Annotated in this window: 6 protein-coding genes and 1 pseudogene; 4 read left to right on the top strand and 3 right to left on the bottom strand. The window is 58.2% G+C overall.

Going from position 1 to position 12423, the window contains the following annotated elements:
• Window positions 1–940: 940 nt before the first annotated feature.
• Window positions 941–1849: a transcriptional regulator FeaR gene (gene feaR, locus OQV00_RS14260; protein WP_004861269.1), complete on the bottom strand. Its 909-nt coding sequence runs from the start codon at window positions 1847–1849 to the stop codon at window positions 941–943.
• 234 nt (window positions 1850–2083) lie between these two features.
• Between feaR and OQV00_RS14255 the strand changes: the two genes are divergently transcribed.
• The 4 genes and pseudogenes from OQV00_RS14255 to OQV00_RS14240 all read left to right on the top strand — a co-directional run bounded on the left by OQV00_RS14255 (window position 2084) and on the right by OQV00_RS14240 (window position 7464).
• The gene (locus OQV00_RS14255; protein WP_004861276.1) at window positions 2084–3583 is read left to right on the top strand and encodes an aldehyde dehydrogenase family protein; all 1500 of its coding nucleotides are present in this window, start codon (window positions 2084–2086) and stop codon (window positions 3581–3583) included.
• Between the two features lie 324 nt (window positions 3584–3907).
• Entirely contained in the window at window positions 3908–5437 is a 1530-nt protein-coding gene (locus tag OQV00_RS14250) for a DUF2235 domain-containing protein (protein WP_266278789.1), read from the top strand.
• A 122-nt stretch (window positions 5438–5559) separates the two neighbouring features.
• A complete protein-coding gene (locus OQV00_RS14245) occupies window positions 5560–6450 on the top strand; it encodes an oxidoreductase (protein ID WP_015584471.1) in 891 nt (296 codons plus the stop codon).
• Window positions 6451–6511: 61 nt separating this feature from the next.
• Window positions 6512–7464: pseudogene (locus tag OQV00_RS14240) on the top strand (zinc-dependent alcohol dehydrogenase family protein).
• 48 nt (window positions 7465–7512) lie between these two features.
• Here OQV00_RS14240 and tynA read toward each other — a convergent pair.
• Entirely contained in the window at window positions 7513–9780 is a 2268-nt protein-coding gene (gene tynA / locus OQV00_RS14235; RefSeq protein WP_004861284.1) for a primary-amine oxidase, read from the bottom strand.
• Between the two features lie 325 nt (window positions 9781–10105).
• Window positions 10106–12151: a phenylacetic acid degradation bifunctional protein PaaZ gene (gene paaZ / locus OQV00_RS14230; protein WP_015584468.1), complete on the bottom strand. Its 2046-nt coding sequence runs from the start codon at window positions 12149–12151 to the stop codon at window positions 10106–10108.
• Window positions 12152–12423: the final 272 nt, after the last annotated feature.

Below are 12423 nucleotides of genomic sequence, written 5' to 3'. Positions count from 1 at the left end.
ACGAGATGGGCGGTGCGATTATTCGTCTTCATCGCCATATGCTGAGGAGCAACGGGCGATGAGGCGTGTTTTTGATTGACGGTGTGTTATCAGTGTCTCTGGATTGTGTGTGGCATCTGCGATGCTTGCTGTCGACATTCACACGGTTACCCGACAGCGCTTGTGCACAGAACAGACTGTGCGAATCCGGTACCGCGTCTGGCCCTCGCTCTTGAAGCGATGAAAGCCAACCTGCGGTGCAAGGTGTCTTGCTGACGCCTCGTTGTGCTTTGTCACCGGCGTTCCTTTCAGTGGAAAAACCGTCGTGACCGATAGGTAATCGATGACATGACAACGCTCCCTGCCGTCCGACGTGTTCAATCTTCTTTCTGTGTCCTTCATGGTCTCCTCCGTGCTTGCGGGTTTGCGTACCGCCGAGAGTGGACAGATTGCGTTCTATCGAAGGGTAATATGACATCGGCTAATGAAATAAAATCACAAATAGATCACAATTTGAAAATTTCATTTCATTTCATTTTGTTTGAAGCGAAACAAATTTCTCTTTGTGAGAAAAGATAATGTTTTTATATAATTGATTTTAAAAGATAATATTTGATGGGGTTTATGGGGTTGTCAAAAATAAGCTATTGAATTAAAAGTTAAATTTTTGATACGAGTCACGCTTTTAAATCCATGCAGTTATTAATGAAATTAAAATTCCATTTTATATTTTTTATACGCTTTTGTTTTTTTTACGGCCAGACCCGGATCGGGCGGGAACAGGGGCGAAATGCGCGGGACGAGGCCTGCGGGGGAACAAAGCGGACGTCAGGCGCGGCACCCGGTAACGGACAGAGGAATCAGCAAGCGGCGGTGGCAACAGGAGGCGCTGCGACTGGAAGCGGCAGCCGGACAGCGGCGGGGGGAGGCCGGAAGTCTGCGGCCCATTGCCGTATAAAAATCAGCGGCAGCGCTTGCGGTATTCCCCGGGCGATACGCCAAAACGCTGTTTGAAAGCGGTCGAGAAGTGGCTGTGGTCGCTGAATCCCCAGCTATAGCCAATTCCCGCCAGCTTTTCGTCATCACGGGCATTGTGCAATGCCTGCGCGCAGAGATCGAGACGCCGGTTCTTAATATATTGTGCGACCACCAGCCCCTTGTCGGCAAACAACCGGTACAGACTCCGAACCGACATACCGGTCTCGCTGGCCAGCCACTCCGGACGCAGATGTTCCGCCTGAATGGACTCATCAATTAAATCCATAATCTTCTGAAACTGCTTCTCCCTACGCGACGGTCGGGGGTCGTGATGATGCAGCATCGGACGCAGCAGGCAGACGATGGCCTCCAGCGCCGCGGCACTCTCACTTTCCGACAGCTCCGGGCTACACATGCTCTCCTGCAGCAGCCGCTGACTGAGCTGGACCATCGGCAGCGATTTTTCCAGCCGCGTGGCAATGCTTATTTCACTGCCGCGCAGCTGTTGCTCCAGCAGCTGTCGGGGCAGTAGCAGGGAGGCCTGGCGCGAAGTCTGCTGCCAGAAAATAGAGCAGGGGCGAGATGCGTCAATCAGGGTGATGTCACCGGCGTCGAGGACCACCTGGCGATCGTCCTGCTCGATGGCCGCCTGGCCGGAGAGCTGGAAGACGGTATAAAACCAGTCGTCATTGCTGCGCTTAATTTCGTTGCGGGTGCGGAACAGATTGACGCCGCTGGCGGTGACGGTGCTGACTTTCAGCGTGCCGGCATAGCTGGCGTCAATCTCCCCGTGAAAGCGACCTTCCAACGGACGAGCGGCAAAATGGCCGCAGACCTGATTGATTTTCGCCAACCAGCGCTGGTAGTCCTGTCCGTGCTCCGCCGTCGCCATAGTCTGTCTCATGTAAACATAATGTTTTTGCATTGTTGCATTTACACAGTGGCATACAAGAGCGAGGCGCGGAGTATATGAAAGAACTATTACCTGAGGCACATTTCTGCGTCCGCAATATGTTGAATTGCGGCGGCTGTCACAGCGGCACAAACGAATGTCACAGAGAAAAAAGCGCGAACGTCAGCCGCGTCGTAGACTGAATTCACGATCCGTGAGCAATAAGGAAGCGATATGTCCACAGCACAGGTAGCGCTGCTTGCCAGCGTTCAACAGTTTTTAGACCGCCAGCATGGCTTATATATCGACGGTACCCAGCAGGCGTCGCAGAGCGAACAGCGTCTTACCGTCTGGAACCCGGCAACCGGGCAGGCCATCGCCAGTACCGCGGATGCTAACGCGGCCGATGTCGATCGCGCGGTAATGTCGGCGTGGCGCGCCTTCGTCGCCCGCAGCTGGGCTGGGCGCACGCCGGCCGACCGCGAACGTATCCTGCTGCGTTTTGCCGATCTGGTCGAACAGCACGGCGAAGAACTGGCGCAGCTGGAGACGCTGGAGCAGGGGAAATCCATCCAGATTTCTCGCGCATTTGAAGTGGGCTGTACGCTGAACTGGATGCGTTACACCGCCGGGCTGACCACCAAAATCAGCGGGCGCACGCTCGATGTGTCGATTCCGTTCCCGCAGGGCGCACGCTACCAGGCGTGGACGCGCAAAGAGCCGGTGGGCGTTGTCGCCGGTATCGTGCCGTGGAATTTTCCGCTGATGATCGGGATGTGGAAAGTGATGCCGGCGCTGGCGGCAGGATGCTCTATCGTCATCAAACCATCGGAGACCACGCCGCTGACGCTGCTGCGCGTTGCCGAGTTGGCCACCGAGGCTGGGATCCCGGACGGAGTATTTAACGTCGTGACCGGCAGCGGCGCCGGATGCGGCTCGGCGTTAACCTCTCATCCGCAGGTGGCGAAGGTCAGCTTTACCGGCTCCACCGCAACCGGTAAGCATATCGCCAGGGTGGCCGCCGACCGTCTGACCCGCGTGACGCTGGAGCTGGGGGGAAAAAACCCGGCGATCGTGCTGAAAGACGCCAATCCGGAGTGGGTAATCGAAGGGCTGATGACCGGCAGTTTCCTCAATCAGGGGCAGGTCTGCGCCGCCAGCTCACGCATCTATATTGAAGCCCCGCTGTTCGATAACCTGGTGAGCGGTTTTGAACAGGCGGTGAAATCGCTGCAGGTGGGACCGGGGATGCTGGAAACGACGCAGATTAACCCGGTGGTGTCAAAAGGGCACTGCGAGAAAGTGGCGGCTTATCTCGATGAGGCGCGTAAGCAAAATGCCGAGCTGATCTCCGGGCAGGTCGGGCCGGATTCGCAGGGCTATTACATTGCGCCAACGCTGGTGATCAACCCGGATGCCGGGCTGCGTCTGAGCCGGGAAGAGGTCTTTGGACCGGTGGTCAATCTGGTACGCGTCGCCGATGGTGAAGAGGCGCTGCGCCTTGCTAACGACAGTGATTTTGGTCTGACCGCCAGCGTCTGGACCGGCGATTTGACACAGGCCCTGAGCTACACCGAGCGTCTGCAGGCCGGGACGGTATGGGTCAACAGCCATACGCTTATCGATGCCAACCTGCCGTTTGGCGGGATGAAGCAGTCCGGAACCGGGCGCGACTTCGGCCCGGACTGGCTGGACGACTGGTGCGAAACGAAATCGGTCTGCGTGCGCTATTAACTCTCGCCTCAGCGCCTGACGCCCGGAGTTCGAACACCGGGCCGGGCGCTCTCCCATTTCTCTTTCTTCTTTGCTATATGTCTGAGTCAGCCGCGGTTTCTCGTAAAGAGTCCGAAAAAGGGTATCGGTATCATGCCTGGCGATGTCTCCTCGCGGGCAGCCCAGAAATCAAAATCATCTCCCTCTATGCCGACGACTACCTGCCAGTCTCTGCACCGGCGACGGCAGTCACGTTTGACGATTGCCCTCCTGAGGTGATTGCCGTCTGCTATTTTTACTTTGTCAATCCTGACCGCTTTTCACGCAGCCTGCGATGAGGTTCCTATGAACTTACTGGTGTTTTGCGACGGTACCTGGAATACGCCCCAACAGCTTGATGATGGAAAACCCGCGCCGACCAATGTGGTCAAACTCAGGAATGCCGTGGCGGAAAATACGCAGCAGCGAGTCTATTACCACTCCGGCGTCGGTACCGAAGGCGGAGTAGTCGATCGCTATATTGGCGGTGGCATCGGCGAAGGTCTTGATAAGAATATTATCAGCGCCTATTACTGGCTGGCGACCCGCTATCAGCCCGGCGATAAAATATGGTTGTTTGGCTTTAGCCGCGGAGCTTATACCGTCAGGAGTCTTGGCGGGATGATTTCGCGCTGCGGATTATTGAATGCCAGCCAGGCAGGAACCGGCGACGATAAAGTCTGGGAGGATATCAACGATCTCTTCAGCTATTACCGCCAGCCTGCAGGCAGCGCGCCGGCTATCGTGGCCAGCGTGGGTAGACCTTTTTATTCGGTGGCGACGGGACATCCGACCAGGGAGAGCATCCCTGTCTATTTTATTGGCGTCTGGGAAACGGTGGGGGCGCTGGGTATTCCCGATGATATGGCGTTAGCCAATCTGCTCGATGACCCTAAAAAGTATGCCTTCCACGATACGTCACTCAGCCCGATTGTTGAACATGCCCGCCATGCGCTGGCGCTGGACGAGCAGCGACAAAGCTTCATTCCCACGCTATGGGACAATGTGGCGGATAACCCGAAGGTGAAACAGCGTTGGTTTGCCGGCGTGCATGCTGATGTCGGCGGCGGCTACGCACAGTGCGGATTATCGGACATTACTCTGCAATGGATGATGGCAGAGGCAGCCGGACTGGGACTTACGCTGCTGCCGGGTATCGACGCCCAGCTGGCTCCCGATCCTCATGGACTGCTGCATGATTCGGTCACCGGCATTTTTAAACTGCTGCATACCTGCCCGCGCAGCGTACCGCGGATTGTCGCCGGAAGTCCCGATGTCGACGCCAGCGTGATACAGCGGCAAAGTCAGCCGATGCTTCTCCACGGTCGCTACCGACCGCTCACCGATGTGACGGCTGAACACCCGGCGACCTTTGACGTTTTCGCGCGTGAGCGCTGGAATGCCACGGGGATCTGGCTGGAGGCGGGAGTGGAGTATCGCTTTATGGCCACGGGAAAATGGGTGGATGGCTCGGTGCCCTGCGATGCGGGCGGGACCGATGACGGTAAGTTTTATCCCGGCGAGGCCGCGCAGATTATGGCCTCCGTTTCCGACAAACTGGAAGCGTTGTGGAAAGGGGGAACCAAAAACCAGGATGTGGACTTTTGGCTGAGCAGACGCGTCGGCACGGCGCCGTGGTTTGCGCTGATTGGCGTGGTTGCCAATCAGGCAGATCCTGCGACCGACGCCCCTGAGTCGCGGCATGAGATCGTTGTTATCGGCAGCGGATGTCGGTTCACACCGGCTAAAAGCGGCTATTTTTACGCCTACGCCAACGATGCGTGGCAAATGTATGATAACAATCGCGGCAGCGTCTCCCTGACGATTTCCCGCTAAGCGCCGCCGGGCGCCGTGCCCATCGTTAGCCGTGAACAGGACTTGCTGAATCACCATATTTATCGCTACTGTTAATGCCTTCCCGCCATCGTGGCGGAGCTTATCATCAGGAGGCGGATATGATGTCGGAGGAGCCTGCCGTTGCCCTTATTGGGCCAGGCGCGATTGGGACCACGATAGCCGCGGCGCTGCATGAAGTGGGGCGTACGCCGGTGGTATGCGGGCGTACGTCTCATGCACAGCTGTTGCTCAGATTCGATGGCGGAGAGATTACGCTTCCCGGACCGGTGCTGACCGACCCGGCGGCCATTGCGCGGCCATTTTCGCTGGTTTTCGTTGCGGTCAAGGCGACCCAGAACCCCGCTATTTCCGCGTGGTTGACCGCGTTGTGTGATGAAAAAACGGTGGTGTGCGTATTGCAGAACGGCGTCGAACAGCAGGCGCAGTTTGCCGACCGCGTTGCGGGGGCGACGGTGCTACCTGCGGTGGTGTGGTTTCCGGCGCAGCGCCAACCCGATGCCTCCGTCTGGCTGCGCGCGACGCCCCGGCTGACCTTGCCGGATCTACCGCAGGCCCGGCTGGTACAGCAAACGCTGCAAGGGACCCGCTGCGCCGTCGATCTTGCCGCTGATTTCACCACCGTAGCCTGGCGCAAGCTGCTGCAAAATGCGGTGGCTGGCCTGATGGTGCTGACGGGACGTCGGGCCGGTATGTTCGCCCGTGGCGATATCAGCGACATCGCGCTGGCCTATTTACGTGAAGGCCTGCTTGTCGCGCGCGCGGAAGGCGCAAGGCTGAGCGACAGCGTAGCGCAGGAAATTATCGACGGATTTCATCGCGCGCCACCCGATCTCAGTACCTCGATTCAGATTGACCGTGAAAACGGGCGGCCGCTGGAATGGGAGATTCGTAACGGCGTGATACAGCGCCGCGGACGTCGGCACGGCATTCCGACGCCGCTGAGCGATCTTATCGTTCCGCTGCTGGCGGCCGCCAGCGACGGACCGGGCTGACGGAATAAAACGGCGGCCCAACTCTGCTATTATCTCGCTTTTACTGTCCTGAACGCCGAATATGCTGAAACATGCGCTTTGCTATGACCACTATGGGCCGCCATCATCGGCGCTGGCCCTGCGCCGCGAGCCTTTACCGCCGCTGGCGGCGGGAGCCGTACGTGTCAAAATGCGCTACGCTCCGATCAACCCTTCCGATCTTATTCCTGTTACCGGCGCCTATCGCCACCGTACCCGGCTTCCGGCGACGGCGGGTTATGAAGGGGTTGGCGTGGTGGTTGACGCGCCATCCGGCGCCTGCGTGGTGCCCGGTCAGCGGGTGCTGCCTCTGCGCGGAGAAGGCACCTGGCAGAGCCATCTGGATATCGCCGAACGTTGGCTGGTACCGGTCCCTGATGAGATTGACGATCGCCTGGCCGCCCGGGCCTATATTAATCCGTTGACCGCGCTGCTGATGCTCAGGCGCTGGCCGGTGGCGGGCCAGAATATCGTCCTGACCGCGGCGGGCTCCTCCTGCGCCAGCCTGCTGGCGCAGTGGGCGCTGCAAAAAGGGGCGCGTTCAGTGAGCGGGGTGATCCGTTCGGAGCGGCATATTCACCGTCTGGCGCAGCAGGGCGTTTATCCTGTCCTGGAGACCGACCGGTTGATGCTGGAGCAGGTGAGTCAGAACGCCGATCGGGTATTTGATGCCGTCGGCGGCGGCCTGGCGAATGCGATGCTGTCGGTGCTGCCGGAGCATGCGGCGCTGGTGTCCTACGGGTTATTGTCCGGGCAGGCGTTGAGTCAGACCCGAACGACCCCCGGGTGTATAAATTCCATCTGCGCGAGGCGCTGGCGGATCTGTCAACTGCCACGTGGCAGGCGGCATTTCGCGAGATCTGGTCGCGACTGCCGGCAACGTCGTTGCCGGCGGTGGAGGTGATTCCCGTGAGCCGCTGGCAAGAGGCGATAAGCGCCAGCGCTCAGGGAGGCGGTCACGCTAAAATGCTGCTCGATTTTACCGCTGAAGATTAGCCGGAAGCGGCGTGCAGACGGCATCCGTGCCGTCATTGTGGGGAGAACCTACTTTTTCTTTTCGCCCAGCGTCGGGGTTTCGTCAAAGAAGTTCCACGGTTTCAACAGCGCATGCGCCCATTCGGTCGGCATAATCGGCCACTCCTCCGCGCGCGCCACGTGGGTGGTGCCGGTGGTTATCCAGACCACGTCATCGTGGTTGGTCAGTGACTCGTTATCCTTCGCATAGGCGCCAAGGCCGGTATCATGGATCGACCGGTTCGGGTATTTCCCTTCCGGATAACGCTCCTGCGGGTGATAGCGGGTAACCCACAGCTGTTTATCCATAAAGCTCAGACGGTGATAAATCCACTCATCCGGCGCGAATTTGGCACCGGTCGCCACCGGGTGGGTTCCGCCCGCGTACGGGATAATTTGATACGATACCGGATTACCCATCCGGTTCTCTTTGGTGGTATTGCTCAGCAGGCGAATAGTACCCGGATCGAACTTCTGCGCCGCTTTTTGTTCGCTGTCGATGGTGTACTGGTTAATCTGCATGGAGCTGGTGCGCGGGCCGCCGGCGGTATTGGGCTTCACTTCCGGGTCCATGGCCACCAGCGTGTTGTTCTCACCATCAACGTCAAGGTCAAGACGGAAGTTGTAGATATGCTGGTGCGTGGTGCCGACGATGTTATGGTCGATCAGCGTCCCGTAACGGGTATCCTCTTTAGCGCTCGGATCGTGCATGGTCTTCGCCATGACGCCTTTGACCGCTTCGATTCCGGTGGCGCCGGCATCAATGCCGATGGTGCCGTTCTCGTGGAACACCCAGTCAAAGATATAGTCGTAGTTGCCGACGGTGCTGATCCAGCGCACCACCAGCTCGCGGCGCTCGGTGCTGACGTTCGGTTGTCCCATCTCCTGATGTTTATATTCCGGGCCGGCATAGCGCTCGAAGATCGCAATCGCGTGCGGAATAGTGGTTGGCGCACCGGTATAATCAGCAATGGTTTCATCCAGCAGTACCGAGTTCGCCGGCGCATCTTTACCGCGGACGATTGGCGAGGTCAGGGTACCCATGCCGTAGTCGCCGGAGTCGAGATAGGCTTTGAAGTACCAGCCCACGTCCGGGTCACCATATGGCACGATCATTCCGCCCAGCGAGCCTTCATACATCACCTGACGTTTCTGTCCGTTGTCGTTGTAGGTCACGGTGGAGAGAATCGGCCCGACGCGAGAGTTCAGCCGCAGGTGGAAATCCCAGTTCTGCCAGTGAATCGTGTCGCCGGTAATGGTGTAGTTTTTGCCTTCCGGCTCGGTGATATCCAGCGGTTTAACGGCGGCAGCTACGCGGTCGCGGCCATCATAAGGGCGCGACTCCATCGGCACCGGGATCACCGGACCTTCTTCAATTTTGATGATTTTCTTCTGCTCAAGATCCACCACCGCGACCAGGTTTTCGATCGGGTGCGCCCAGTAGTTGCCGTCGCCGGTATCCAGATAGCTCACCACTTTCAGCAGGCGTGAATCCTGCTTCAGACCATCTTTGCCGTCAAAGTAACCGACGGTCAGCGGCGTGGTGATGACTTTTTTGGTGTCGGTGATGCCGTGTTTTTTGAGTACTGCGGCGAATTCGTCACTGGCGTTAATAATGTTCTGCACGCTGACGAAATCATCCAGCAGGACCATGCCGTGGGCGTCTTTAATTGGCTGCCAGGAGATGATTTTCTTATTCTGTAAATCCACCACGCTTTCGATGACGTGTTTGCCATCGAGCATCACCACGTCAGCGGTGCGCGGCGCATCAACCGCGGTTCCTTTAAGCGCGAAGGCCCACACCGCCGCTTTATCCGGCTCGTGCAGCGAGATTTCGGTAAAACGGGTGTTGGGGCGGAATTGCGGCGAGGCTTTGACAATCGTCACCGCTTCGCTGATTTCTGCCGCGGATAACGAGTTGAGCGGATGCGGGCGTTTCTCGACCTGGAAGGTCTGATCAAGACCGGACTGGAAGACATCGTTGATAAAGGTATCGGAGACCCACGCCTTACCGTCTTTCATCACCACCGGAACCTGTAAATCCAGCGACTTGCCGTTGACGATGGCCGTTTTGGCGCCGGGCTTCACTTTGACGTAGGCGCCATCCTTCATCAGGGTAAACATCTGGGCATAATCATCCCACTGCACGTCGGCGCCAAACGCCTGCAGCGTTTTATCCATCGGGACCATATGCGCTTCGTCGCCGTGCGCGAACACCGGTGATTGCCAGGCACAAAACAGCGCAACGGCCAGAGCTAAGGCTGTTTTACGCGGGGAACGAATTGAGTTATTTGCCATTGTGACCTCATCTTATATTTATATTCCCGTCATGCTTTGGGTTGCATCTACGGTGACCACGCGTCCCTGCTGACTGTCTGCAACGCCAATGATTCCGGCGAGTTGTGTTGTCGCTTGCCGCTGCGAAATGCCGGCTTTACTCGCTTTAACCTACCAGCGGTTGGCCGGTTGGCGTTTGTTTGCTCTTGCCAGGTTGTTTGTCAGATTTGCCAGTTATGCCCGGAACAGGCCGGGCGGGGCACAAAAAATGCCTCCGCAGAGGCATCGGAAACCGACCCTGCACGTCCGGCGTTAGCCGGCGCGGCAGGGGACGGACAGGCATTGGTTAATCCGCAAAGTCGCCGTGCTGACGGGCCACCAGCGTCAGGATGGAATAGAGCGCCACCGGCTGCTGGTGCTGGTTGAATATCTCTACCGCCCACTCCACCACCCCGGTGGCTTTCTCCTCGGCGCTACGCTGGCGCTTCACCGTTTTACGTTTGCAGGTCAGGCGAACCTGAATGGTATCGCCCGGCTTCACCGGTTCGATAAAGCGCAGGTTTTCCATGCCATAGTTAGCGATGACCGGCCCGACGCCGGCATCGACAAACAGCCCGGCTGCCGCGGAGATCAGGAAGTAACCGTGGACCACGCGCTCGCCGAAAATGGAGTCCGCGGCGGCAATCTTGTCCATGTGGGCATAGAAGTGATCGCCGCTGAGGCAGGCAAAATTGACGATATCCGCTTCGGTCAGCGTGCGGCGCGGCGTCAGCAGGCTATCGCCAGGCTGGATCTCTTCAAAATATTTACGGAACGGATGAATGCGGTCCTCGCTGACTTCGGCGCCGCGCACCCACTGCTGACCGATGGCGGCCAGCATCGTCGGGCTGCCCTGAATCGCGGTGCGCTGCATATAGTGTTTTACCGCGCGTAAACCGCCGAGTTCTTCGCCGCCGCCGGCCCGACCCGGCCCGCCATGCACCAGCTGCGGCAGCGGCGATCCGTGACCGGTGGACTCGACGGAAGAGGTCTGGTTGAGGATCTGAATACGGCCATGTGAACGAGCGGCGCCGAGGATAAATTCACGCGCCAGCTCGCCGCTGGCGGTTACCAGCGTGCCGACCAGACTCCCTTCACCGGCGCGCGCCAGCGACAGCGCGTGCTCGCGATGCTGATATGGCATCAGGGTGGCAACCGGACCAAAGGCTTCGATGGCATGCACCGCCGGTGTTTCATCCGGCTGCGGGCAGAACAGCAGCGTCGGCGGAAAGAAGGCGCCGGCGGCGTTAAGATCGGCCTGGCCGCCGAGCAGAACCTCGCATCCGGCCTGAATCAGCGCGTTGACGTTGTCCTGTACATCCTGGCGCTGATCCTCGCTGACCAGCGCGCCCATTTTTACCCCTTCTTGCGCCGGGTCGCCGACGGTCACTTTTTGCAGACGGGCAATCAGCGCTTCGCTGACTGCATGAACCTGGGCCTGCGGAACGATGATGCGGCGGATAGCGGTACATTTCTGCCCGGCTTTGGTCGTCATCTCGCGCACCACTTCGCGGATAAACAGGGCAAATTCCGGCTGTTCGGGAGTGATGTCCTCTCCGAGTACGCAGCAGTTCAGCGAATCGGCCTCCATGGTGAAGGGGATCGATTTCGCCACCAGGTTAGGGTGAACGCGTAGCTGCTGGCCGGTATGGGCGGAGCCGGTAAAGGTCACCACATCCTGGCTATCCAGATGATCGAGCAGATCGCCCGCGCCGCCGCAAATCAGGCTGATGGCCCCGTCCGGTACCAGCCCGCTCTCGACGATGGATTTGACCATCGCCTGAGTCAGCTGGGCGGTGGCGGTGGCCGGCTTGATAATGGCCGGCATGCCGGCAAGCCAGGTTGGCGCCAGCTTTTCCAGCATGCCCCAGCAGGGGAAGTTAAAGGCGTTGATATGCACCGCGACGCCGGATTTTGAAGTCAGAACGTGGCGGGCGGCAAAGCCTCCCTGTTTCGACAGCGGGATCAGTTCATCTTCCGGCCACAGCGTATCGTCCGGCAGCTCGCGACTGCCGAGGCTGGCGTAGGTGAACAGCGTGCCGATCCCACCTTCAATATCGACCCAGCTATCGGCGCGGGTCGCCCCGGTTTGCGCTGAAATTGCATAAAACGCATCTTTTTCTGCCAGCAGGTGTTTCGCTACCGCTTTCAGCATCGCGCTGCGTTCGATAAAGGTCATGGCCTGTAACGCCTTAGCGCCGCGGTCGATGGCAAAACGGCGCGCCTGTGCCATATCCAGCCCTTCGCTGGTGACTTCCCATAATGTCTCACCGCTGATGGCGTGGCGAATCGGGCGGGCGCGACCCCGTCCGCTCTGCCAGACGCCGGATAAATAGCTGGCTAACTGCTGCATGGCGAATCTCCAATATGTTACGTGAAATCTTTATAAATAGTTATTTTATGAATCATGAAATGCAAGCGACTATTTAATAATTTATTAACATTGTGATCGTGGACGCGTCGTGTCTCGCCGCGGATGGCCTGTGTTGTCGCGGTCGCCAGGCGATTTTTTGTAGTCATCATCACAAAAAACACAAACAAAATTTGTGGTTTTATTTAACCTGAGTGTAACTTTTATAAAACAAAGTGATTCACAAATACGCATTTGTTGAATTTATTGGAATC

This window comes from Klebsiella sp. DY2415 (genome assembly GCF_026314315.1).
GTDB classification, from domain to species: Bacteria; Pseudomonadota; Gammaproteobacteria; order Enterobacterales; family Enterobacteriaceae; genus Klebsiella; species Klebsiella ornithinolytica.
This window is presented reverse-complemented; position numbering and strand designations above follow the sequence as displayed.

Bases quoted from the DNA above. Each gene is read 5' to 3' on its own strand.
- feaR (WP_004861269.1), bottom strand. From the start codon at position 1,849: ATGGCGACGGCGGAGCACGGACAGGACTACCAGCGCTGGTTGGCGAAA.
- OQV00_RS14255 (WP_004861276.1), top strand. From the start codon at position 2,084: ATGTCCACAGCACAGGTAGCGCTGCTTGCCAGCGTTCAACAGTTTTTA.
- OQV00_RS14250 (WP_266278789.1), top strand. From the start codon at position 3,908: ATGAACTTACTGGTGTTTTGCGACGGTACCTGGAATACGCCCCAACAG.
- OQV00_RS14245 (WP_015584471.1), top strand. From the start codon at position 5,560: ATGTCGGAGGAGCCTGCCGTTGCCCTTATTGGGCCAGGCGCGATTGGG.
- tynA (WP_004861284.1), bottom strand. From the start codon at position 9,780: ATGGCAAATAACTCAATTCGTTCCCCGCGTAAAACAGCCTTAGCTCTG.
- paaZ (WP_015584468.1), bottom strand. From the start codon at position 12,151: ATGCAGCAGTTAGCCAGCTATTTATCCGGCGTCTGGCAGAGCGGACGG.